Here is a 22425-nt window from a genome sequence, read left to right on the forward strand (position 1 = left end):
TCAATAATTATAATCAATGTAAGAGCCATTTTTTCACTTGTGGCTGTATAGAGAATCAGAAGTAAATTGGTTAGTTGTTTCATTCTTTTGTGAATTTTAGCCAATAAAAAAAGGCCACTTGAATCCTTTCTTTTTAAGGATTCCGGTGGCCTTTAAGGGCTTATTTATAATTTTTTCTATCAGGGTGTTAATACCCGATCACTGACAATCTTAAATTATTTTTCGGTAAGAACAATGTGAAATCTTACAAAATTTTAGATGATCGAATAATTAGTCCCAGCCCCAGCCCCATGCTTCTCCACCAAATTGGCTTTTACCATTTGAGCCAATAATCTTTTTACCGTTGATTTTGGGAAAATGATACGATTTGTATAATCTCTATTCCAAGTCGCATTACGCAATACTTATGTCTCAATACATATATCCCAATACCCTTTACCCCCGCTTCACCGAATTATTCGAAAACCTAAAGTTCTTTGCTGATTCTGGTTCGGCTAAACCCGGTTTGTTGTCTGAGTTAGCTACTAGTTTTCCAGGTTGAACCTCTAGTTCCAAAACTCCAGCCCAGATATCTAAATCCATGTCGGCTGCTTCATCTGCAGCTTCTACTTCTCTGACTTTAGCAGAAGCATCCTCAATGTCTATTGCCATCACTAGTGTAGCATCCAATTCTTTTTGGTTCGGGATTCTGGCTTCATTCCATCTTCCAGCAATGATGTTTTCGGTGATAATCTCCAAAGCTTCCATTTTTTCATCATCAGCTTCAATTAATCTGGCTTTCCCAAAAACATTGACCGAGCGGTAATTTACGGAGTGATGGAAGACTGATCTAGCCAACACCAAGCCGTCTAAGTGAGTAACATTCAAGCTTACTTTTTCTTGTTCCAGAAGAGCAAGCATCATTCGGTTTTTGAGCGATCCATGAATAAGTATAGAATCTTCTTTTCTGCCATAGGCGGTTGGAATGACAATAGATGTTCCTTCGAAAACATACGGAATATGGCAAATGAAGTGTGAGTCTAAAATTTTATAGACTTGCTCCTGATCATATCGGGCTCTTTTCGAACCACGAACAATTTTATTGATGGGCTTCTTTTCGAATGTTTTCATGTATTGACCTTTCTCTCATAAAGTTGAAAAGTTTTCTCTAATTTCTGTCCCGAATACTCAAAACGTTCGTCAAACCCACAAATCGCGATTTTTAAAACGAATTATCAACTCATAATTTTTAGAACAATGCAAAAGTATTTATACCTGTTTAGAGGTGGTGACGCCAGAATGGCGGAAATGTCTCCTGCCGAAGTAGAAGCTCATATGGATGAGTGGAGAGTTTGGATGGAAGGCCTAGCCGAAAAAGGTCAACTCATCGATGGTCTTCCATTGAAAGCTGAAGGTAAACAAGTCTCTAAAGGTGGTTCAGTGGTAACTGATGGCCCATTTGCCGAAGGTGCTGAAATAGTTGGAGGTTATCTTATGGTCAATGCTACTTCACTAGAAGAAGCGACTGAAATGTCCAAAGGTTGTCCGATCCTCGATGCTGAAGATGGCCACGTTGAGGTTAGGGGAATTGCTGATATGTAAACTCAATTTTTCAAGTCATTCCTGGGTTTGGCTAAAAAGCTGCAAATTGACTTCGGGAATGACTTTTTTTATGCCTACTGCAGTCAATCAAAAGCTAGATCATCTTTTTCGCCATGAGTATGGTAAGCTGGTTTCCATGTTCGCTAATAAGTATTCGCCTGAGCTGATTGACACCATAGAAGATGCGGTGCAAGAGTCGCTGTATAAAGCGGCTAAGCTTTGGTCTTTTCAGCCCATGCCAGATAACCCTTCGGCTTGGCTGTACAGAGTTGCGAATAATCAAATTATCGACTATCTGAGGAAGGACAATCGGTCTGTTTCATACGACTTAGCCATTTCTACCAATCATATTGAGGAGGAGGAAAACGTACTTCCGGAGGAGAGGGCAATTGTTGATGATCAGCTGAGAATGATTTTCGCTTGTTGTCATCCGACCATGAAACCAACGGAGCAATTGATGCTCAGCCTTAAACTCCTTTGCGGTTTGTCTGTGAAGGAAATCGCTCGGGCTTTTTTGAAGCAGGAGGAAGCGACTAAAAGAGCCATTACTCGAGCTAAAGTTAAGTTTAGAGAGGAAGTGGGGGAGTTGAAAGTACCAATTGGTGCCGACTTGGAACAACGTTTGGAAGCGGTGTTGCAAGTCATTTATCTACTTTTCAACGAAGGTTACAAGGCAACAGAGGGGAACCAACTGATAAAGCAAGAGCTTTGCGAAGAAGCAATACGACTAGCCTTCTTACTAACCAATGAGCCAAGTTGTGACAATGGAGAACTGAAAGCACTCATTTCTATGATGCTGCTCAAAGCAGCTCGTTTCCCTGCTAGAATAGATGAAGCAGGAAATCTCCTGACTTTGGAAAAACAGGATAGAACCAAATACGATGAAGACCATATCAAATGGGGCTGGCAGTTTTTGCACGATTCATCAAAGTTTGAGGGCTCATCGGTTTATCAGTTGGAGGCGGCTATCTCTTGCTATTACACCACTGCGGCATCCCATGAAAAGACAAACTGGAAAGCTATTTTAAGCTTATACGACACACTTGTTAAGTTGAAGCCAGTGCCTGTGGTTCAAATGAGCAGAGTCCTTGTTTTGAGTAAGGTGAAAGGAGCAAGTTTCGCTCTAAACGAAATGGAAGGTCTAGAAGAAATTATAAATGGGAATCAGTCTTTTCTGGCTCTTAAGGCTGATTTATATGCTGAAATTGGTGATTGGTCTGCTGCCAGAGTTCATCTGCAAAAGTCCATCAGTCAGGCTTTGAATATTACAGAAAGAAGGTTTCTGGAAAAGAAGCTCCAGAGTTGGATTGGTAAATAGCCTTCTGTCATTCCCACGTAGGTGGGAATCTCAGTCGTTTGCGGAATAATAGGGAGATCCCTGCCTGCGCAGGGATGACAGCGTAAACCAAAACTACTTCTTCCTCACACTCTCCAGCATAGCATCCATATCAGACTTTGTATAGACCTTACCCTGAAGTACCATACCACTAATGTTCTTGCTGTTGCTAATGTCTTCCAGCGGATTGTCATTCAGAATTAGCAAATCGCCAGACTTGCCTGTTTTTAGACTTCCATAGAAACTATCCACTTCAAGAAATTTTGCGCCATTTATTGTAGCAGCTTTGAGAGCTTCAATTTCTGGAAGCCCCGCATCTACCAAAGCTTTGAGTTCCCCATGAAGTGATTCGCCCGGATAAACGTAACTATTCGAAGCGCCACAATCGGAGCCAGCTAGCAGTGTCACACCAGCCTTATGCAGTTTCGGCACAAGATTTACGAAAGTATTGTTGAGATCAATTCGCATTTGAGTGAACTCTTCATTGGCGTTCAACGCACTTCTAATTCTTCCCTGATAGGTGTCGATAATACCATCGCCAACATAGTTCAAATATTGGTCATTGGCGTGGTCTACTTCTTTTAAATAAGTGAGAACATTGCCGATATAAAGCGTAGGAGTAACATAAGTGTTGTTATCTCTTAATAGGTTAAAAGCAGCCTGCTCTTGCTCCTTAGTTGTAGTAGCCATTAACCTGTTCATTGAGCCCCAGAAACTTGCTTTGCCAGCAATCACATCATCGGTGACTTCCTGTTCTTCGGTAGATGTCCCCTTAAGTACATAATAAAGGTGCTCCACTGAGCCTAAACCGGCTTCAACCGCTTCATTGAGCAAGACGCTGAATGGCATGTGGCCAGAGGTTTTAATGCCTCTTCTTTTTGCCTCTTCCAAAATCCAGATGTAAGCATCGCGAGATATTCTGCTGTCGTAAAGTTTTACAAAGTCGGAACCCAGGTCGATTAATGAATCCACTGCCTCAAAAGCTTCTTCTTGGGTGGTTACGGGGATAGATCCTGCCCATGTACCACCAGGCCCATCTAGTTTAGGGCCAGAAGTGAAAATCTTCGGGCCTTTCATAGTTCCGGCTTCGATAGCATCTTGCCATTCGAAAATCTTTTGAGTCATATCGCCACCAGCCTCACGTACACCAGTAATGCCATTAGCGAGAAAGAGTGGAATAAGACTTTTGTTCTCTTCAACCAATTCTTCTCCACCCCGGAAATGAATGTGCATATCCCAAAGTCCGGGGATTACATAGTTGCCATCGGCTTCAATGGTTTCTTTTGCATTGTAGTCTTTTGCGTCATCATCCGAGATGAAGACAATTGTTCCATCATTGATTCCAATCATCTGATCAGACCAAATTTCACCAGTTTCGACATCAATTACTTCTGCATGAGTAATCAGAATGTCTACAGATTCTTTAGGCTGGCAAGCAATAATGGTTAATGCGAAAAGGAGAAAGAAAGTTCTGGTTTTCATTAGGGTGATGTTCTTAAAAATAGTTGAATTCTCATTTCCATTCAGACTGAATTTTTTGAGTGGAGGAAACAGAATTAATATTCTTTAGAACGTCATTCCCGTGAAAACGGGAATCTCATTGTTGCCATGTTGTAGAAGATCTCTGCCCATGGCTGCGGCATGTAGATGCCCAGGGGATGAAAAATTCTTAATTAGGATTCTGATTTGAGTCTCTTATAACTAGTTTCAAATTCATGTTTAAAGTCATTCTTCGTTTTGGGTTAATTATAGCAGCTTTGCTTATACTTTTTCAGCTGAGCAAAATGTCTTTATTTATCCCAGAGATGTCTCAAGATCTAACCATTGGTCTTGTTGGGGCGGCATTCATTGGGCTAGGGGTTTATCTCGGTTTGAAATTTAGGAAAGTGGAGATTATAGAAGTAAGTCCATCGATAGAAATAGATCATGACAGAATTCAAAGTCTTGGTCTTACCGAACGTGAGATGGAAGTGTTACATCATATTGCTGAAGGTTGCTCTAACATTGAGATAGGAGAGAAGCTCTTCGTTTCTGAAAATACTATCAAAACGCATGTATCAAATCTATTTGTAAAGCTCGATGTAAAACGCAGAACACAAGCGGTTACTAGGGCTAAGGAGTTGAGGATTATACAATAACTCCGGTTATGCGTCATTCAGAGCAAAGCGAAGAATCTGTTTGTTGGGTGCGCAACTAGTGGAGATTCTTCAGTCGCTCATTTTCGATTAACATCAAAATGTTCTTCTTCTGAATGACGAGAATTCTGTAATTTCATACTAAAGTATGAGCCTTAATTACAGCAGAAAGGGCTGTTTTGAGAACAAAAAAAATATCTGATGAAAAAACTGATAATTAAATTCGGACTTATTGGAGCCTCTTTAATAGTAGGTGTTCCGCTTCTTTCAATTGCTATTGTAGGGCTCGGCCCAGACAGTTTTGCAGTTGGTGAACTTATAGGCTATTCTACGATAGTTATTGCTATGCTGTTAATCATTGTAGCCCAACTTAATTATAGGAAGGAGCAAGGTGGGCAGCTATCATTTGGAGACGCTTTCAAAATTGGTCTAGGAATTTCAACCATTGGTGGCTTGGCATTCGGTTTGTATAATACGGTATATGTTTTGTTCATCGACCCTGAGTTCAACGAGAAGTATTTTGCGTATTCCATGGGTTTAGAAAGAGGGACTCCAACATTTCAACAGCAATATGCCGAGGCGCTTTCTGGCAATAACTTTATGTTTTCCATAGAAGGGCAAGCTTTGTTGATGTTCTTAACTGTTTTTCTGATAGGCTTCGTGATAAGTATAATTGGAGGTCTTATTTTGCAACGGAAAGGAGTTGTTAAAACTGTATAGAGGCTTGAATAGATTAATTTTGATGATATCGCTAATCGCTATTCTTGGTGTGGCTCACGCTCAGGAAGCTGATTATTTAAAGGAGATTAAGGTTTGGCAGGAAGATTTGAATAAAGAGTATCTAGACCCTGTTAAGTCACCTTTATCTAAGAAGGAAAGAAAGGATTTTACGGGTCATCTATTTTATCCTGTCCAGGAGAGTTATAGGATTGAGGCGAAATTTGAGCCGACTCCAGATTCGAAACCTTTTCAGCTTGCTACCAGTACTGGTGGTGCAAAAATCTACAAGCGAATAGGGATTCTTCATTTCGAATTACTTGGCGAAAACCGCACTCTTGAAGCTTATGTTGAGCAGAAGAGGTTCAGTTTACCTGGTATGCCGACCTATGTTTTTCTTCCTTTAGTAGACGAAACTACTGGCAATGAAACCTATGGTGGCGGACGTTATATGCATTATGAAGGAATTCCTGAAGGAACAATCTGGACAGTAGATTTCAATAAGCTATATAACCCTTACTGCGCTTATAATGACAAATATGAGTGCCCTAAAGTACCTGATGCCAACTATCTGCCTATAAAGGTAGAGGCAGGAATAAAGGGGTATTAAATAGTACAAAGTATTGAGACTAATTACCTTCGAGTGCCTTTGCAATTTTATGCACCTTCTTTCTTTCGAATACTTTAATAAAAGCAGCAACTACTCGAAGGAACCTGCCGGGTTTCATAATGTCCTTACCTAGCCATGCAATGGAAAAATCCCGCTTTGATATCAAGGTTGGTCTTTGTGAAGCTTCTGCCTGATTATACTCATTGGCAAAATCCCAAGCACCGTCACGTGCGATTTTGATAGAAAAATCTACTAGTCTTTCATCTAGCTTGCCAGCTAGCAGGTCCAATATTCCGATAACTGGAGAAATTCTACCAATTTCTTGCTGAACTCCTTCTGCCATAGAAGCCAATAGAGAATTGATTTTGTAAAAGTCCGCTTTTAGAGAATGCAAATCAGAGTCCGCAATTTCCGCTGCTGCAATGCCAAGGTCTAGGTTAATGTGAGCATTGATGCCAATTAATAGGTGTTGTAGGGCTATGGGCCAAAAAGCATGTGCCTCATCAAAGGCTATTTGCCAAGAGTCTGTTGGTTTTTCTCCTGCTTTAAACTGCTGGTAAGCGGTTAGGTAACGATTAGCAAAAACTACATCGAGCTTTTCCATTCGCTCGTTGTCATCGAAGTCTTTTCTTTCAATGCCCTCTTTTACCGCAATGGTTACCTTTCTGTAGAGGATGGGGAAGAAGGCTAGTTTAGAATCGTCCGCCAGACACTCTTCGATTATCCTGTCTAGTTGATCAATTACTTCATCAATTGATTGTGCGTGCATGATTCAAATTAGTCAATCTCTTAATATTTATTAATTAAACTTTCAGAAAGTATTGAAAGTTAAAAATAAACTATTACCTTAGCACTATGCAATACGACAAAGCAAAAGATCAGTTCATTCAGGCATGGGGTACACTAGGGTCGGCCTGGGGTATTAATAAAGCCATGGGGCAGATTCATGCACTTCTACTAATTACAGAAGAGGCTTTAACCACTGAGGATATTATGGAAGAATTGAAAATATCCAGAGGTAACGCCAATATGAACCTGAGGTCTTTGATGGATTGGGGTATTGTTCAGAAAGTCTTAAAGCCTGGAGAGAGGAAAGAGTACTTCACCACAGGAAAGGATATTCTAGAACTGGCCAGGCAGGTATCGAGAGAAAGGAGAAGGAGAGAGATTGAGCCAGTGATGCGAGTTTTGAATGAAGTACAAGAAATAGAAGGGGATACTCCTCAAGTAGAGCATTTCAAGAAAGTAACGGGTGATTTATCAGGTTTTACCAAACAAGTAGATGGGGCTCTGGATAAATTTATTCGCTCAGACAAAAATTGGTTCTTTCAAGTTCTGATGAAGATGATGCGCTAAAAAATTTGATTCAAACTTTCATAAAATATTGAAAATAATAAAAGTATGAGAAATTATAGATTTTATACTGCGGTTATAAAGATCGTTTTCGGCCTAGTTTGTCTTTTGTTTTTGCTGGCTTTTTTCAATGAAGATTTTAGTCAATTAAAGCTTGTAGCCTTAATCATGATGCCATTGGGGATATTTCAATTAGCTGTAGGGTTTCATTTTATAACTACTCTAGAGAGAAGGAGTGAGGTAGTAAGAGCAGGTGTTCGAGTTTATTGGTTTTCAACGTTGGGGTATTTCTTGGGTCTTTATATAGCAGTAGATTCAAAGAAATTCATGAAGACTTTTACTGGGTTTACTTATTGGTAGTGCCTTGGTTTATAGTGGCTTATCAATGTTTTGTGGTTCAAAAATCTTACAAGGAAAGAACTAATTCTCAGATCAAATCGACTATGTCATGAAAAGGAAGGTCGTCATTTTCGGAGGTACTGGATTCCTTGGGCTTTCACTGGCTGATTACTTGACAGACAGAAGTTTTGGAGTCGTTTTGGTTGCCAGAAAAAGAGTGGTTACTCAACACAAACTTCTACTGTGGGATGGTCACAGTCTCGGTGATTGGGCGGATGAGTTTAATGATGCCTTTGGGATTATTAACCTTGCCGGAAGGAGTGTTGATTGTGTAAAGACTCCTGATAACTGCGATTTGATTCTCCGATCTCGGGTGGAATCTGTCAGAATAATTGGGTGTGCTTTAGCCAAAGCAAAAACGTGTCCCAAGGTCTGGATTCAAATGTCTACGGCACATATCTATGGAGATCCACCATTCAGGTTTTGTGATGAGGAGGCTCCATTAGGGTACGGATTGGCTCCGCAAGTAGGAAAAGCATGGGAAACAGAATTTGACAAATATTTGAATAAAGAGACAAGAGGGGTAATTCTAAGAACTGGTTTCGTGATCGGTAAGAATGGAGGAGCGCTTCAAAGCTTGTCCAGATTGGTGAAGTTGGGTTTGGGAGGAAAAGCTGGCGAGGGTAAGCAAGGCATGAGCTGGATTCATCAGACTGACTTTAACGAAATTGTATTTCAAGCTTTGATGAATTCTGGTTTTAGTGGAGTTTATAATATTACTTCACCTAACCCTGTTTCTAACAAGGAATTCATGAAATCCTTGAGGAAGACGATGAAAGTTCCTTTTGGGCTTTCAGCACCAGAATTCATCACTCGTTTGGGTGCTAAATATATTTTTAAAACTGATCCAGAATTGGCTCTCTATGGCCGCTTTGTTACACCGGATCGGCTTCTCGCAGAAGGTTTCAAGTTTAAGTTCCCTGATTTGAATCAGGCCTTACAAGATCTTCTGATGCAATAATTTCTAATCATCCATTTAAACAATACAATCATGAGTTACGCAATTACATCTTACGTTCTGTACTTAGTTTTAACCATTGGACTAACCATTTGGGTAGCATCAACTTTGTTCAAAAGTGGCAGAGTTTTTTTGGTCGATATTTTCTCCGGTAACCAGGAGTTTGCCAATAGTGTTAACAGGCTGTTGGTAGTTGGGTTCTACTTAATCAACTTAGGTTTCGCGGTATCATCTCTAGATGCAATAGGCTCTGTAAATGATCTATCAGACCTTTTCATTCGATTGTCTAAAAGAGTGGGGATAATCACATTGATTTTAGGCGGAATGCACTTCCTAAATATTTATGTATTCTTCCAAATTCGAAAAAGCGGGAAGGAAAACAGGCTTACACATGTCTAAGGTTGGGTTTAGGCATATTTGGGCAGACAGAAGCTTCCGTGTCTCAATAATTCAAACTACCGTTTTCCTTGGCCTAGGTATGTTGTTTTTGCATCAGGGTTGGGCAGCATATGGTTGGGTAATGTTTCTGTGCTTTCCCGTGATCCTCGGGCTTAGCTTAGGGGTTCATCCGAATAAAAAGGCAATGTTTTATGGGGTCATTTTGGCCCTTGCCCTCTTTCTGTTTTTCATCATTATAGCGGGAATTGAAGGAATGGTTTGTGTGATTTTTTTACTTCCTCTGATTATTGTACCGTTATTTCTGGGTGTAATTATTGTTCACCTGATAGAGAAATATCATAAAGTTAAAGAGGAGGTAAGGGTAAGAGTAATTTGGTCTCCACTACTCATTTTCATTCTAGCAGTGCCTTTAGAAAATGGCATGCTTCAAAATGAGCAACATATAGAATCGGTTTCTACCGAAATCATATTGCCATACTCTGCCATTGAAATTTTTGATGCCATCAAATCGGTAGATACGCTGTATGGTGCAAAGCCTTTTCTTATGAAACTTGATTTGCCCGTTCCCTTCAAGTGCATTTTAGAAAAGGAAGAAGTTAATGCACTTAGAGTCTGTTACTTCGAAGGAGGTCGAATTATTGAAAAAGTTACTGCCTATGAACCTGGCGAGCTGCTACAAATGGATGTGATAGACTATGAGTTGACGGGAAGAGTATGGTTAGGCTTTAAAGAGGCTATTTACACTTTTGATTCACTTGCGCCCGCCAAAACTAAAATGACCAGAACTACCACTTATACTTCTAAGCTGTATCCTAGAGCTTATTGGAGAGTTTTCGAAAAACTAGGCATTTCTCAAGAACACGATTATGTATTTCAAAATGTGCAAAGGAGCCTTATAGAACCTTTCTAAGTATGTAATCTATTTCTGGCAATAACGCTCATTTCTTTACATATTAAAGAATGTAATTTTCTATTATTGCCAATGCTCGAGCTCCTCCGACACGTTTTTGAGAACGACTTCATGCCTCATGGCCATTGCTATTTCTGGGAAAAAGACATCCTAATTCCCATAGTAATTGGTGATTTACTCACCTTTTTATCCTACATGACCATTCCAATACTACTTTGGAAGTTTGTTAAAAACAGAGAAGATCTGAGGTTTGGAGTGGTATTTAAAGCCTTTGCTGCCTTTATCTTTTTTTGTGGAATAGGCCACCTTATTGATGTTATCAATATTTGGGAGCCCTACTATAGGGTTTCTGCTATTGCAAAAATGTGTACGGGCTTGGTTTCTTTAGGTACAGTTTTAATGCTTTTCAAACTGTACCCGAAAGCCTTAAAGCTTCCTAGTGTTTCTCGACTTGATAATATAAATGATGAGCTGAAGAGAAAAAACAAGGAACTCGTTGAACTGAATGAGATGTATGACGATACGATGAAGGCAGTTCGGTTGGGCTATTGGCATCTTGATGTAGAATCAAATGAACTGTATTGGAGCGATGTAGTGTATGATATTCACGAGATGGAAAGAGGTTGTAATGTAGATGTAGCCTCAGCGTTGAACTTCTATCATCCAGACCATAGAGAGGTGATATCAGAGTTAGTTACAAATGCAATTCAAAACAGTGAACCTTTCGATGTTCAACTGAAGATAATAACCGCTTCACAAAATGAACTATGGGTAAGAGCTATAGGTAAGGCCGAATTGAAAGATGGAAAGCCTGTAAAGCTTAAGGGACTCTTTCAAGATATTGATGATTTAAAGAGAAAAGAAGAGCAGTTAACTCAGAATGAATCTGCTCTTAAAGAGGCAGAAGATTTGGCGCAATTGGGTAATTGGAGGTGGAGTTTTGATAGGCAAGAGCGCTATTGGTCCGATGGCCGGTTTAAAATATTGGGCTACGAACCAGGGGAAATCGAACCTTCATTGCAAGTAGCTTTGGATTCGGTTCATCCTGAAGACAGAGAGCGGGTAGAAGGTACCATTAAGCAGGCAATTGAGAAAGATGAAGATTATGAATTGAGCTATAGAATTATCAACCAAAGTAATGAGGTGAGAATAGTCAAAGACAAAGGGGTCTTTGTCAACCTGCCACACACCAAGGGGCAATATTATGCTGGTATTGTAATGGATATTACAGATGAGTCTTTGAAGGAACAAAAGCTACAAGAGTCTCTTAAGGCACTAGAACGTTCAAACCGAGAGCTTCAAGACTTCGCCTATGTAGCTTCTCACGATTTGCAAGAGCCTTTACGTGTTATTACTAGCTATCTTCAGCTCATAGAGATGAGTTATGGTCATTTGCTCGATGATGAAGGCAAACTCTTTATAGAAAGTATTATTAAGGCCTCGGCCCGAATGAAGACTTTGATAAATGACTTACTAGTACTTTCAAGGTTAGAAACAAAACAGAGAGATGCCGTTCCTGTAGACTTAAATAAGGTAATCAATGTAGTGAAGGAAGACCTGAGTCTAAAGATAATTGATTCCAATGCAGAGATAAAACACCCCGAGTTGCCAGTAGTTTATGGTGATGAAGGTAGAATGAGACGACTGTTCCAGAATTTTATTGGGAATAGCATTAAATTCAGAAGACCTGATGTTGATCCGAAAATAGAAATTGAGTGGTCTGATGTGGGGGAGAAATATCAATTCAAGATAAAAGACAACGGAATTGGTATTAAAGAGGAGTATTTTGAAAGAATTTTTACCATTTTTCAGCGATTACATACTCGAGAAGAATATGAAGGTACGGGTATTGGTTTGGCTATTTGTAAGAAGATTGTGGGTAAACATGACTCAACCATTCGAGTTGAAAGTGAATATGGTAAAGGAAGTTCCTTTATCTTTGAGCTAAATAAGAGCAAAGGATGAAAGAGGAGTTTAGAATCTTATTGGTTGAAGACAGTAAAGAAGATGTAATGCTCACAAAAATGGCATTTGCTAAATCTAAGGTAGATGCAATTATAGATGTGGTGAATGATGGTGAACAATGTCTGAAGTTTTTGAAAAAAGAACCGCCTTATGAAAAAGCCGTTATTCCTGGGCTTATTTTGTTAGATCTTAACATGCCAAAGGTCGATGGTAAACAGGTGCTCGAAAGAATTAAATTCGATAAAAACCTGAAAACAATTCCCGTTGTAGTGCTTACCACAAGCCAAAACGAAAGAGATGTGGAAGAAAGCTACGAACGCTTTGCTAATAGCTACATTTCCAAGCCAATGGATTTTATTGAATTTCTTGACTTAGTTAAGCAGATTGAAAAATTCTGGTTTAAAACCGTTAAGCTACCGAAATCTTCTGAGTGAACTGGGCTAATTAGTTAAGCCCAGTTAAATTATTTTTGAACGAACTCATCAGCAAGAATGTCCGAAAAAGTTAGAATTCTCATTGTTGACGACCATACAATGATAAGGGTCGCCATTAAGAATTATTTCGTTAATGACGATCAGATCGAAATAGTAGAGGAGGCTGTTAATGGGGAGGAGGCATTGGCTAGGCTTGTAGATACCCAAATAGACTTAGTGCTTACCGATATAAGTATGCCAGTAATGGATGGTTATGAATTGGTTGGTAAGATTAAGCTTAAATATCCAGAGCTAAAGGTTGTTGCTTTAAGCATGATTAACGAATCTCAGCAGGTCAAGAAAATGCTGGAGACTGGTGTGCATGGTTACATTCTAAAAAACTGTGATAAAGAAGAGCTTAAGGCTGGCATTATTCAGGTAATGAATGGTGAGGACTATTTTAGTAATAGTGTTGCTCATGAAATTGTAGAATCATTGGCTAAGCGTAAGGGAGCCGAAGGTGCTTTAGTTGAAATTCCTCTTTCTCAGAGAGAAAAAGAAGTTTTAAGGTTGATGATGAAGGAGTATAGTAATGGAGAAATAGCTAACGAGCTTTCCATTAGTACAAGAACAGTAGACGCCCATAGGCGTAATCTAATGGAGAAAACAGGTTCTAAAGGGGTTGTAGGTCTTGTAATTTATGCTATTGAGAAAGGGTTAGTTTAGTCCTTTGGTTCATTTGATAGATTCTTCTCAAAAGAGATAAACACGTTTGTTCCCTTTCCTGGTTTAGAGTCTACTTCTATACTACCGTTATGCGCACTTACTCTGCTCTCAAGACTGGAGAGTCCGAAACAGTTTTTGTTTTCTTGCACTAAAGATTTGTCGAAGCCTTGTCCGTCATCTTCTACCATTAGTGAGATGTAATCTGGGTACTCTATTAGTTGAATAAAGATTGAATTAGCTTGAGAGTGTTTTAGCGCATTATTTACTAGCTCTTGCACTATTCTAAAGATGGCCAACTTTAGATTTACTTCAGGTTCATTTTCCAGATTTACTAAATAGTGAAAATGAATATTGGAGGCCTGCTCCATATCCTCCACTAAAGACTCAAGAGATTCTTGAAGTCTCATCTCAGTAATCACCCTCGGCATTAGACTATGAGAGATGTTACGAATTTCGTCTATGGTGAGTGATAGGTTTTCGGAGCATCTGTTATAGTGTAGAAGGCTTTTTTCATCAAACTCAGAAATGGTTTTTTGTAGCATGCCTAAACTCATGGATACCACCGTAAGGCTCTGAACTACTCCATCGTGTAGTTCTTTGGCTATTCTCGCTCTTTCGCTGTCTTGGGCTTCCAGCACCGAATCGATAAGGCGCTCCTTAGATCTGTTGTTTTCCAACATGAGCTTGTGTCTTTCAATAGAATATTGAATGGATTTCTCCAACAGCCTCGGATTGTATTCTCCTTTTACCAGATAGTCTTGAGCACCTTCTTGAATGAGCTTTCTACTGAGTTTTACATCAGATAAGCCTGTAAGAATTATTATTGGAATATTCCCTGCATTACGTTTAACCTTAAAAAAACTTTCTTCACCATAAGAATCGGGGAGAGATAAGTCTAGTAAAATAATGTCCGGAGTCTGTTGCTGAATTAGATCTAATGCTTCGGCAATTCGCACAGCCTCAAGTATCTTCCAGTCTCTCAGACTACCAAAAGACAAGAGCTTTTTGAGCAAAAACCTGTCATCGGAATTGTCTTCAATTAAGAGGATGGATTTATCTGACATTACTATTTGGAGTTGTTTTTTGGAAGGATAGCCACTTTTAACCAGAAATCCACAATGCTTTTGGACATATTTGTTAATTCCGATAAGTTTTCTGGTTTATTAATGAAGCAACTAGCATGTCGTTGGTAGCTTTCGTCAATACGACTTTCATCAAAACTCGAGGTAAGCACAATTACTGGAATGGTTTTTAGTGTGCTATCGGCTTTTACAAATTCAAGTAACTTCAAACCGCTGTCTTTTGGTAGGTTCAAGTCTAATATAATTAGGTTTGGGTTAAGGGCATCTTCAAAACCATTTTCTTTACGCAAATAATTAATCCCTTCCTCTACTGTTTCAACCACCTCAATATTCACTTCTAGGCTCTCGGCTTCAATGCCTTTTTTCAGAAGTACTATGTCCGTTTGGTTATCTTCTACTAATAAAATCTCTAAGTTCTTAGCCATTGCCTGCGTGCATTAAATTAAAGCAGATAAAAAAATAAAGCTTGAATTACTGTGACTCACAGAAGTCTACAATTTTAGCTGTAATAAATATAAGATCATATCTTAAACTATCATTATGTATGTGTATAGCGTATTGTTGCGTGCAAACCACTTATCCCTGATTTTAACCTTGTGGATCAATTTAAGTCCATGTAAATGAAGGAATAGGACAATTTATGGATACTTTCAGAATTCTATGATGGTATTCAAGATCTAATTCTAATTCATAATCCATATCCTTCATTTACATTAAGATAGTTTTTTGTAGGTGTATCACCTAATTTACGTATTCAAGATGGTTTTTTATATCTGATAAATAGGAAATGTTCTGAGCATCTTTTTCATTCAATAAGTCAAGATGAGAGTTTAGTGCTCATCATTTGTATTATCTGGGGAAGAAAATGAGGGCCATGGAACAACCAAATATCAATCAGTCAGCAGGAGTAGACACTGGGATATTTTCCTTGCAGCGTCAGTTTCAAGAGATGGAAGAGCTGAATGCAGCAATGAAGTGCGTAAAGCTGGATCTGCATAGTGTTAATACTATTCTTCAGTTTCTAAGTACCAATGGAGTGTCGGTGACCAAAAGGGGAGAGTTGACCTCCGTGGTTGGGCTTGTTAAAGTAGATATGAGCTTGTTAGAGAAAGGCTTGAGAGCTCTAACTAGGTGTTTAAACAGAAGGTCTCAAGGTGTACTTACTATTGAAGTAGAAAGCACTGAAAACGATATTAGTTTAGTGATTCCCACCTACGACTCCAGCGTAATAGAGAATTCTATTGTAGCTACTTATGCTGTTGAGGTTATAGAGAAGATGGGTGCAAAGGCTCACTTAAAGAAAGAAGCCATTTCCCTTACTTTTCCTATGAGCAAAGGGCAATAGGCTTCACTTAATCACTTTTATTGGTCACAAAAAGAGTTAAAACTATACACTTTAGTGCATTTCGCTTTAGCTTCTAAAAAGCACCCTGGAATTTATCATGTACAAATTTTGTTTGACGTCAATCGTAAATCTAATCCCGAAACTTTCGGGACGTACCTTTTCTAAGTCCGCCATTCAAAGTGACTTTCAGCTGCTTCTAAAACTATGGTGCTTTCAGTCCATGATGGTTTATTCTAGACTGCAACTTCCGTTGAAATCCGAAGCATCAAAAAAGGTGTTTGAACTACCTTTTAAGGCCCCTTTGTTAGCTTCAATTGTCAGCTGATTGCTTCCGTTTCTTTTGGGTGAGCAATATTCTAATAAATAATAGCTGTTCGCTTTTCCATTAATCAAGTCTCCTATTTCCTTAAACTTGTCTAATAGCTCTCCAATATTTACAGCCGAAACAAAGCTTGTTTTTCCAATAGACTTGAGTGTAGGCTCGTCAATCTCTTGTCCTAGCCCTATGGTGTAGATAGACATGTCTCTGTCGGCCTTTTTTACGGCTTCTAGCGCTTGTCCTTTAGTGTTTCTGTTTGCTTGGTCTGTTCCATCCGTGAAAATGACCACAGCGCTGCTGGCGATTTCATCTAATTGACGGGTTTGAGACAGCTTTTGCGAGGCCACTCCTATGCCCTGTATTACAGCACCGTAAAGGTTTGTTGAATTATCTGAGCTCATTTGAGCACTGATGTTATCAATGGCAGCTTTCAGCGTAGTTCGGTTGGTAGATGTGCCCTGTAACTGCTTAATGTTCTCTGAACCATCGAACCACCAAATCTCCATTTTTACCGCCTGAGCATTAACAGCACCTTCGCTAGGTACAACCTCATCTATAAAGCTCTTGGCGGCTGTTTTTAGTCCACTTAAACTTTCTCCTCCTAAAACACTTCCACTCAGATCTAACAACAAAGTGATGTGGTAGTCAAAAACTTGTTCATTGGGTTGGATCTTTCTTGTGGCTTCAAACTCAGAGATTTTCGCCCCGTTTTCATAAATGGTAAAGTCACTTTCCGATAAACCGGCAACTCCATTCCCTGCCCCATCTTCTACCCTGAAAAATACAGAGACGTTAGAAGGTAGGTTAACAAATTGATCTTCAATGGTTACCACTAGACCTGTGCTGGTATCGTCATTCCCTGAGCAGGAATAAACAAGGCATAAAAGCCCTGCTAGAAGTATTTTGAGGTTCGACATTTTCATGGTTCTTAGGTTTTGAGTATACCGCAAGAACAGAGAAACTTATTTCCGTATTGTGTGGTTGGGTGTGAAAATGATTTAATTTTGCATCCGTTTAGCAATTCAGCAATATGAAGACAACCACCACGTTACTTGGAGATTACGAGTTTGAATCGGTTAACCCTAATGGCAATAAGGTGCATATAGATATGCGTCCTGCAGATGAGAAGAATGGGCAATCGCCAACCGAATTACTTCTTTCTGCTTTGGCAGGCTGTGCCTCTGTAGATTTAGTGCAAATGCTAAAGAAGAGAAAAAAGACCGTGAATGGGCTTAGAATTGAGACTGAAGGTACTCGTCAAGAAGAGCAACCACGCTTTTTTACCCACATCAAATTGCATTTCATTCTTGAGTCTCCAGATGCTACCATGGAAGAGTTTACTAAGCTCGGACATTTGGCAGCCACAAAGTACTGCTCTGTTGCCGGAACATTGAAGAGTGAAGTTGAACACTCTTTCGAGATTATAAGAGACTAAGGGCTCAAAAAAGACTTATTTAGGAATTTCACCTGAGATTACCCTACCTTCAATAGTAGAATGGCTTCCTGGGTGTTTTTTGCCTAATACCTCATAGGTTAAGCCAGTAGGTGACCTTTATAACAAGCGCTCGGTTTTTATTGATGAAGTCATCTGGGAAATAGTTGTCTGTATAGGCTATGAATACATCAGATACTGGTTTGAATCTCCACTGAATTCTTGAGTTAATGTTCAGGTTGTCTATTTGATTATTGTATTGAATAAAGGTAGTCCAGAACAGTTTCTTGGTGAAGGTGATATCCAATCTTGGGCCAATAAGGAATAAATCTGCTTCTCCGTATGGTTCTGGTAGCCTAATCCTATTGTAATTAAAGTCCATAGTAATGAGGCCAAGGGGTTGGATTCTGTAATTCAGGCTTCCTCCTAGTCCAATTCTGTTGCCGTTGAAATATTGACCTGCATTTGCATTTAAGTTAAGATAAAACGGATTACGGGTGTCTCCTCTATAGTTAAGCCGTAAGTTGGTGTATCGGTAATCTGTACCTTCAGGGAGCTTCTGGTTACCATTTCTTGTAGGGTCAAAATCATTGAAAAGATAGAGGTAGGTTTGGTTTACTTGAATGCTGAAAGAACTAGTGTTTAGCATAGAAAAGTCAGTGCCAATACCTATTTGATAATCAGTTAATCCTAGTGACTCGTTAGCATAACCTTCATAAGATATTGTAGGGCTGATTCTTTGAATCGATTCGGATTGAGGGTAGAAGTTTTTCTGGAGACTTAAACTATTTCGGTCATATCCGTTTCTTCTAGCAAAACCTACCTCAGGACTATAGCCATCGCCAACTGACTGCAAAAGTGCTTCTATTTGCCAGTTTATTGTAGAGTAAAGTATGTTGCCAGAAGCTGCGTATGAATCGTCAGCCCCACCTTTCTCAAAGCTCCTGTGATAAAAGAACTTGCCGTTCCACTTATTGTCTGCTGAAGCTAAGTTGTAGTCTAGTCCTAATACCCTATTATATTGGTTGAAGCTAGAGTTGCTTTCATTGGCTAGGTCTTGCTTATTTACGAAAATAAAACCCAGATTAGACCTAGAAAATACTTTCCGTTGAAGTGCTGTAACCGTGTAATTGATCTCTGGTAAGTCGATATTCTCAAGTGCTGCAGCTTGCATGTTCAAGACTCCAAGTCGCCAATTGTTGTTCAGCTTCCCGCTCAAGCGAGCTCCAAAGTTGATTTTATTTTGAACGTTTACTCCTGTGCTTTCATCTCTGCTAACCCCAATTCTGCGTGAGAAAAAAGGACGTAAGCCTTGTGCTCCGAATTCACCAAAAAGGTCAGCATTTTCAAGAAAGAACTGTCTTCTTTCCGGGAAGAATATCTCGAACCTGTCAAGATTGGTTACTTGCTGATCTACCTCTACCTGAGAAAAGTCTGGATTTACAGTAATGTCTAAATTCATAGATGGCCCAAGGGCAATCTTTGCATCGAAGCCAGCATCAAATCCCGACTCCGTATCTCTAGGCAGCTCAACGCCATCATCTCTATTAAGAAACCCACCAGAAGCGGCAGCATTGGCCGAAATGTAAGGGATCACCGAAATATTGGCTCCAGGTTTTTTGGGTGCTTTATCCCAAATGAGTTGACCAGTATGCGCTTGTGAGTACAGCGCAAAGTTTTGTGGAACAGGATTCCAAATAGATCGTTCGCCAGTGTTAGAGTCAATTCTATATGAGTTAATATTCCAGACTAAGTTCCCTTCCTTATACCGGATACTTTTAAAAGGAATTGCAAGTTCTGCTACCCAGTATGCATCGGTTCGGGTTACTTCTCCATACCATTTGTTTTCCCAGTCTAGTGATAGATTCCCTCTCTGTGCGCCACCATTTACCACGAGCCCTTCTCTTCTTACCCCAAACGGATTAATGCCAAACTGAAAGGCATTGGTGTTGTCGTCAAATGTATCGAACGAAATGGTGAACATGTCATTCCCTGCTCCCCTAAAGTCTCGCCTTAAAGAAGGGGTTACATAGCCTGGGTTTTCTACATTATACATCTTCGCACCAATGTAAATGAACTTATCATCATAGGTGAACATGAGTACGGTTTGGGTAGAGGCTAGGAGGGTGTCTGTAGGAAAGTTCATCCAATAATCAGAACTCTTTTCGGCTTCAAGCCAGCTTTGTTCATTCAGCACTCCGTCAAGCGTTATTGGGGTAGAAGCTTCTCTGATATGAATGCTCTTTTGTTCTTGTGCCAGTATTCCGCTGTACACCAAGAACCCTAGAAGGGTGAAAAATTTTAGTCTCAAGGTTGAAGAAAGTAACTCAACTTTAAGCTTATTTATTTAATTATGAAAGAGTTAGGTTTTCTTTCTGATAAATGGCCATTTGTTTTCTAATACTTTTGGTTCTTTATTCGCAACTATGAGAGTTGTTAAGGAGTATTTGGACAAGCCTTGTAAAGTGACTGTGTTTTCTTGGAATGGTAAATACATAATAAAACTAGAAGAAGGGCCTTTTGAACAAACCTTTAAGGTGAGTGAGTTAGATGTGCTTGAAGAAGAATTGGAAGATATTTTGAATGAAAATTTTTTAAATCAGGCTTTAGATCGATTTAAGGAGATGGGAAGCTCTTTAAAAAGTGCCATGAATTACTAAATTGAGCGTCCGTTACAACTACACTCAACTAACATGACCTACGCTCTGATTTTTGCAGGTGCGCTCATTATTTTTTTAGCTGTTCTTTTGTTCATTGAGAGAAACCGTAAAAATCGACTTGAGCAAGAGAATGAAATTATTACGAAAAGGAAAGATTCCCTCCGACAGTCATGGGAATTGCTCATGGGGCATTCTTCAGACTTCTACTTTCGATATAACAAAAATGGCGAAGTACACTATACATCTAGCAATGTAGAGAGATTGCTAGGGTATAAGAAAGAAGGTGGCCCATTACACTTTCGGCAGTTTATTACTGAAAATCCTGTTAATCAGAATCTCTACCATCATATTGAAAAACTCTTCAATCTAGAGTTTGACGAATTGAAACCCTATTTTCTAGAGATTAAGGATGGTAACGGTGAAACACATATGCTGGAGGTTTATGAAACCCCACAATTAGACTCCGAGGGCAATGTAGATTACATTAATGGAATAGCCAGAGATTTAACCAGTGTATACAAGGCTCAGCAAGAGCTTAAAGAAAGTGAGCGACAACAGTTGCTGGTATTGGATTCAATTCCTGACCCCATGTTCACTATCAATAGAGATTTATGCTATAGCGATTATCAGGTGGTTAAGGAAGATGACCTATGGTTTAAGCCTAGCGAGTTTATTGGAAAGCGGGTTAAAGATGTGGTGCCTGAACAAAAAGGAATCTATTTTGAAGAGGCCATACAAAAAACGTTTGAGAGCGGTCAGGTTCAAACCTTGGAATACGACTTTGGGGAAGGAGATGAGCAGGAGTTCTTCGAAGGCAGAATAATTAAGCTGGACGAGGAAAGAGTACTTGTTATCTCTAGGGATATTACCCCACAAAAGAAGCTTGAAAGGGAGCTACGAAAGGCTAAAAGCGCTGCAGAGTCTGCTGCTCAGGCCAAGAGTAATTTCTTGGCTACTATGAGTCATGAAATTAGAACACCAATGAATGGTGTGGTCGGTATGATTAGCCTTTTGGCAGAAACAGACTTGAATGAAGAGCAAAAAGAGTTTGTAGAAACCATTCAGTCTAGCAGCGATACCTTATTGAGAATAATCAATGATATTCTAGATTACTCTAGAATTGAATCGGGTAAACTTGCCTTTGAAGAGTCTCTTTTCTACCTGAAAAAGGTAATAGATGATTCCATTGGGCTTATTAAGTTCGAAGCACAGCGTAAAGGAATTCTCATGAATGCTGTGGTAGATGAAGATGTACCTAACTTCATTCGTACCGATAGGGGAAGGTTGCGTCAGGTGCTGTTAAACCTGCTTTCCAATGCTGTAAAGTTTACTGAGCATGGCTCAATTGTATTGAGGGTGAGTGTTGAAAGGCTTACTGATAAGAACGTAAACCTGCTATTCAAGATTAAAGATACCGGGATTGGCATTCCTAAAGATAAGCTTCAAGGATTATTCCGTGAGTTCACTCAAGTAGACTCTTCTCATACCAGAAAATTTGGTGGCACAGGCTTGGGCTTAGCTATTGTAAAGAAGCTAGTCAAAATGTTGAATGGCAAAATAAGCGTTGAGAGCGAAGTAGGGGTTGGTTCTGTGTTCACCTTCAGTATTCGAGCAAAATTAGCGAGTAAAATGCCGGCTAAGCCAGAAGATCAGGCTGAAGAAGAGGCTCAACAAGATTTTATTGGAGAAGACTACCCAATGCGTGTGTTGATGGCGGAAGACAATTCCGTAAACAGAAAGCTAACTACCTTGTTCTTGGAGCGAATGGGGTATGTCCCTGAAGTGGTGTCTGATGGTTTAGATGTAATTAAAAAGCTTAAGACAAAGACCTTCGATGTTATTCTCCTAGACATTGCCATGCCTCAGATGGATGGTTATGAAGTGCTAAAACTAGTGCGCCAAATGGACTTGGAAAACCAACCTAGAGTCATTGGAGTTTCCGCCAATGCGTTTAAGGGAGACATTGAAAAAGGAATGTCCTTGGGCTTAGACGATTACCTGGTAAAACCTTTGCGCTTCAACGAACTGAAAGAAAAACTCATAGCTTCTTATAAGACCATTCACAATTCTAAGCCTTAATTTTGA

At 39.6% G+C, this 22425-nt stretch carries 23 protein-coding genes; 16 read left to right on the forward strand and 7 right to left on the reverse strand.

The genetic code is table 11. The features are described from left to right. Positions 1 to 435: 435 nt before the first annotated feature. Positions 436 to 1110, reverse strand: coding sequence for a pyridoxamine 5'-phosphate oxidase family protein (locus AWW68_RS08695; RefSeq protein WP_068219509.1), 675 nt, complete (start codon positions 1108 to 1110; stop codon positions 436 to 438). A gap of 126 nt (positions 1111 to 1236) precedes the next feature. Between AWW68_RS08695 and AWW68_RS08700 the strand changes: the two genes are divergently transcribed. Both AWW68_RS08700 and AWW68_RS08705 read left to right on the forward strand, forming a co-directional pair. Continuing rightward, positions 1237 to 1581: a YciI family protein gene (locus AWW68_RS08700; RefSeq protein WP_068219512.1), complete on the forward strand. Its 345-nt coding sequence runs from the start codon at positions 1237 to 1239 to the stop codon at positions 1579 to 1581. Between the two features lie 58 nt (positions 1582 to 1639). Next, positions 1640 to 2899, forward strand: coding sequence for an RNA polymerase sigma factor (locus AWW68_RS08705; RefSeq protein WP_068219515.1), 1260 nt, complete (start codon positions 1640 to 1642; stop codon positions 2897 to 2899). Between the two features lie 93 nt (positions 2900 to 2992). On the opposite strand, the gene AWW68_RS08710 is transcribed toward AWW68_RS08705, so the two are convergent. Beyond that, the gene (locus AWW68_RS08710; RefSeq protein WP_068219517.1) at positions 2993 to 4399 is read right to left on the reverse strand and encodes an amidohydrolase family protein; all 1407 of its coding nucleotides are present in this window, start codon (positions 4397 to 4399) and stop codon (positions 2993 to 2995) included. A 233-nt stretch (positions 4400 to 4632) separates the two neighbouring features. Between AWW68_RS08710 and AWW68_RS20395 the strand changes: the two genes are divergently transcribed. The 3 genes from AWW68_RS20395 to AWW68_RS08725 all read left to right on the forward strand — a co-directional run bounded on the left by AWW68_RS20395 (position 4633) and on the right by AWW68_RS08725 (position 6379). Further along, on the forward strand, positions 4633 to 5055 hold the full coding sequence (locus tag AWW68_RS20395; protein ID WP_068219519.1) for a response regulator transcription factor: 423 nt from the start codon (positions 4633 to 4635) through the stop codon (positions 5053 to 5055). A gap of 198 nt (positions 5056 to 5253) precedes the next feature. Then, positions 5254 to 5772, forward strand: coding sequence for a DUF4199 domain-containing protein (locus AWW68_RS08720; protein WP_068219521.1), 519 nt, complete (start codon positions 5254 to 5256; stop codon positions 5770 to 5772). A gap of 4 nt (positions 5773 to 5776) precedes the next feature. Further along, complete coding sequence (locus tag AWW68_RS08725) at positions 5777 to 6379, forward strand: DUF1684 domain-containing protein (protein WP_157717582.1); 603 nt, start codon at positions 5777 to 5779, stop codon at positions 6377 to 6379. A gap of 19 nt (positions 6380 to 6398) precedes the next feature. Here AWW68_RS08725 and AWW68_RS08730 read toward each other — a convergent pair whose 3' ends face one another. After that, positions 6399 to 7148, reverse strand: coding sequence for a DUF5995 family protein (locus AWW68_RS08730; RefSeq protein ID WP_068219526.1), 750 nt, complete (start codon positions 7146 to 7148; stop codon positions 6399 to 6401). Positions 7149 to 7234: 86 nt separating this feature from the next. Between AWW68_RS08730 and AWW68_RS08735 the strand changes: the two genes are divergently transcribed. The 7 genes from AWW68_RS08735 (at position 7235) to AWW68_RS08770 (ending at position 13502) form a co-directional block, all read left to right on the forward strand. Next, on the forward strand, positions 7235 to 7735 hold the full coding sequence (locus AWW68_RS08735) for a GbsR/MarR family transcriptional regulator (protein WP_068219528.1): 501 nt from the start codon (positions 7235 to 7237) through the stop codon (positions 7733 to 7735). 445 nt (positions 7736 to 8180) lie between these two features. Then, complete coding sequence (locus tag AWW68_RS08745) at positions 8181 to 9092, forward strand: TIGR01777 family oxidoreductase (RefSeq protein WP_068219540.1); 912 nt, start codon at positions 8181 to 8183, stop codon at positions 9090 to 9092. A 30-nt stretch (positions 9093 to 9122) separates the two neighbouring features. Continuing rightward, complete coding sequence (locus AWW68_RS08750) at positions 9123 to 9488, forward strand: hypothetical protein (RefSeq protein WP_068219543.1); 366 nt, start codon at positions 9123 to 9125, stop codon at positions 9486 to 9488. Further along, on the forward strand, positions 9481 to 10398 hold the full coding sequence (locus tag AWW68_RS08755; RefSeq protein ID WP_068219544.1) for a hypothetical protein: 918 nt from the start codon (positions 9481 to 9483) through the stop codon (positions 10396 to 10398). Before AWW68_RS08750 ends, AWW68_RS08755 begins: the two co-directional genes overlap by 8 nt. A 72-nt stretch (positions 10399 to 10470) precedes the next feature. Continuing rightward, positions 10471 to 12363, forward strand: a complete 1893-nt coding sequence (locus tag AWW68_RS08760; RefSeq protein ID WP_084375634.1) for a sensor histidine kinase — start codon at positions 10471 to 10473, stop codon at positions 12361 to 12363. Then, a complete protein-coding gene (locus tag AWW68_RS08765; protein WP_068219548.1) occupies positions 12360 to 12797 on the forward strand; it encodes a response regulator in 438 nt (145 codons plus the stop codon). Before AWW68_RS08760 ends, AWW68_RS08765 begins: the two co-directional genes overlap by 4 nt. A 57-nt stretch (positions 12798 to 12854) precedes the next feature. After that, entirely contained in the window at positions 12855 to 13502 is a 648-nt protein-coding gene (locus AWW68_RS08770; protein WP_068219552.1) for a response regulator transcription factor, read from the forward strand. On the opposite strand, the gene AWW68_RS08775 is transcribed toward AWW68_RS08770, so the two are convergent. Together AWW68_RS08775 and AWW68_RS08780 are read right to left on the reverse strand one after the other, a co-directional pair. After that, the gene (locus tag AWW68_RS08775) at positions 13499 to 14566 is read right to left on the reverse strand and encodes a hybrid sensor histidine kinase/response regulator (RefSeq protein WP_068219557.1); all 1068 of its coding nucleotides are present in this window, start codon (positions 14564 to 14566) and stop codon (positions 13499 to 13501) included. The two genes, AWW68_RS08770 and AWW68_RS08775, sit on opposite strands and share 4 nt — an antisense overlap. A 2-nt stretch (positions 14567 to 14568) precedes the next feature. Further along, on the reverse strand, positions 14569 to 15009 hold the full coding sequence (locus AWW68_RS08780; protein WP_068219560.1) for a response regulator: 441 nt from the start codon (positions 15007 to 15009) through the stop codon (positions 14569 to 14571). A gap of 449 nt (positions 15010 to 15458) precedes the next feature. On the opposite strand from AWW68_RS08780, the gene AWW68_RS08785 reads away from it, so the two are divergent. Continuing rightward, positions 15459 to 15929, forward strand: coding sequence for a hypothetical protein (locus AWW68_RS08785; RefSeq protein WP_157717583.1), 471 nt, complete (start codon positions 15459 to 15461; stop codon positions 15927 to 15929). Positions 15930 to 16157: 228 nt separating this feature from the next. Here AWW68_RS08785 and AWW68_RS08790 read toward each other — a convergent pair whose 3' ends face one another. Beyond that, complete coding sequence (locus AWW68_RS08790) at positions 16158 to 17165, reverse strand: VWA domain-containing protein (RefSeq protein ID WP_157717584.1); 1008 nt, start codon at positions 17163 to 17165, stop codon at positions 16158 to 16160. A 113-nt stretch (positions 17166 to 17278) separates the two neighbouring features. Between AWW68_RS08790 and AWW68_RS08795 the strand changes: the two genes are divergently transcribed. Beyond that, a complete protein-coding gene (locus tag AWW68_RS08795; protein ID WP_068219568.1) occupies positions 17279 to 17683 on the forward strand; it encodes an OsmC family protein in 405 nt (134 codons plus the stop codon). Positions 17684 to 17774: 91 nt separating this feature from the next. Here the strand turns inward: AWW68_RS08795 and AWW68_RS08800 are convergent, their stop codons facing one another. Further along, entirely contained in the window at positions 17775 to 19991 is a 2217-nt protein-coding gene (locus AWW68_RS08800) for a DUF5916 domain-containing protein (RefSeq protein WP_068219571.1), read from the reverse strand. Positions 19992 to 20106: 115 nt separating this feature from the next. Here AWW68_RS08800 and AWW68_RS08805 point away from each other — a divergent pair, with 115 nt between their 5' ends. Next, the gene (locus tag AWW68_RS08805) at positions 20107 to 20340 is read left to right on the forward strand and encodes a hypothetical protein (protein WP_068219575.1); all 234 of its coding nucleotides are present in this window, start codon (positions 20107 to 20109) and stop codon (positions 20338 to 20340) included. Positions 20341 to 20373: 33 nt separating this feature from the next. Further along, the gene (locus tag AWW68_RS08810; RefSeq protein ID WP_068219578.1) at positions 20374 to 22419 is read left to right on the forward strand and encodes an ATP-binding protein; all 2046 of its coding nucleotides are present in this window, start codon (positions 20374 to 20376) and stop codon (positions 22417 to 22419) included. Positions 22420 to 22425: the final 6 nt, after the last annotated feature.

The organism is Roseivirga spongicola (genome assembly GCF_001592965.1).
Lineage (GTDB): Bacteria > Bacteroidota > Bacteroidia > Cytophagales > Cyclobacteriaceae > Roseivirga > Roseivirga spongicola.

Excerpts from the sequence above, each read along its gene's own strand:
- AWW68_RS08695 (WP_068219509.1), bottom strand. The coding sequence starts at position 1,110 with ATGAAAACATTCGAAAAGAAGCCCATCAATAAAATTGTTCGTGGTTCG.
- AWW68_RS08700 (WP_068219512.1), top strand. The coding sequence starts at position 1,237 with ATGCAAAAGTATTTATACCTGTTTAGAGGTGGTGACGCCAGAATGGCG.
- AWW68_RS08705 (WP_068219515.1), top strand. The coding sequence starts at position 1,640 with ATGACTTTTTTTATGCCTACTGCAGTCAATCAAAAGCTAGATCATCTT.
- AWW68_RS08710 (WP_068219517.1), bottom strand. The coding sequence starts at position 4,399 with ATGAAAACCAGAACTTTCTTTCTCCTTTTCGCATTAACCATTATTGCT.
- AWW68_RS20395 (WP_068219519.1), top strand. The coding sequence starts at position 4,633 with ATGTTTAAAGTCATTCTTCGTTTTGGGTTAATTATAGCAGCTTTGCTT.
- AWW68_RS08720 (WP_068219521.1), top strand. The coding sequence starts at position 5,254 with ATGAAAAAACTGATAATTAAATTCGGACTTATTGGAGCCTCTTTAATA.
- AWW68_RS08730 (WP_068219526.1), bottom strand. The coding sequence starts at position 7,148 with ATGCACGCACAATCAATTGATGAAGTAATTGATCAACTAGACAGGATA.
- AWW68_RS08735 (WP_068219528.1), top strand. The coding sequence starts at position 7,235 with ATGCAATACGACAAAGCAAAAGATCAGTTCATTCAGGCATGGGGTACA.
- AWW68_RS08745 (WP_068219540.1), top strand. The coding sequence starts at position 8,181 with ATGAAAAGGAAGGTCGTCATTTTCGGAGGTACTGGATTCCTTGGGCTT.
- AWW68_RS08750 (WP_068219543.1), top strand. The coding sequence starts at position 9,123 with ATGAGTTACGCAATTACATCTTACGTTCTGTACTTAGTTTTAACCATT.
- AWW68_RS08755 (WP_068219544.1), top strand. The coding sequence starts at position 9,481 with ATGTCTAAGGTTGGGTTTAGGCATATTTGGGCAGACAGAAGCTTCCGT.
- AWW68_RS08760 (WP_084375634.1), top strand. The coding sequence starts at position 10,471 with ATGCTCGAGCTCCTCCGACACGTTTTTGAGAACGACTTCATGCCTCAT.
- AWW68_RS08765 (WP_068219548.1), top strand. The coding sequence starts at position 12,360 with ATGAAAGAGGAGTTTAGAATCTTATTGGTTGAAGACAGTAAAGAAGAT.
- AWW68_RS08770 (WP_068219552.1), top strand. The coding sequence starts at position 12,855 with ATGTCCGAAAAAGTTAGAATTCTCATTGTTGACGACCATACAATGATA.
- AWW68_RS08775 (WP_068219557.1), bottom strand. The coding sequence starts at position 14,566 with ATGTCAGATAAATCCATCCTCTTAATTGAAGACAATTCCGATGACAGG.
- AWW68_RS08780 (WP_068219560.1), bottom strand. The coding sequence starts at position 15,009 with ATGGCTAAGAACTTAGAGATTTTATTAGTAGAAGATAACCAAACGGAC.
- AWW68_RS08785 (WP_157717583.1), top strand. The coding sequence starts at position 15,459 with ATGGAACAACCAAATATCAATCAGTCAGCAGGAGTAGACACTGGGATA.
- AWW68_RS08790 (WP_157717584.1), bottom strand. The coding sequence starts at position 17,165 with ATGTCGAACCTCAAAATACTTCTAGCAGGGCTTTTATGCCTTGTTTAT.
- AWW68_RS08795 (WP_068219568.1), top strand. The coding sequence starts at position 17,279 with ATGAAGACAACCACCACGTTACTTGGAGATTACGAGTTTGAATCGGTT.
- AWW68_RS08805 (WP_068219575.1), top strand. The coding sequence starts at position 20,107 with ATGAGAGTTGTTAAGGAGTATTTGGACAAGCCTTGTAAAGTGACTGTG.
- AWW68_RS08810 (WP_068219578.1), top strand. The coding sequence starts at position 20,374 with ATGACCTACGCTCTGATTTTTGCAGGTGCGCTCATTATTTTTTTAGCT.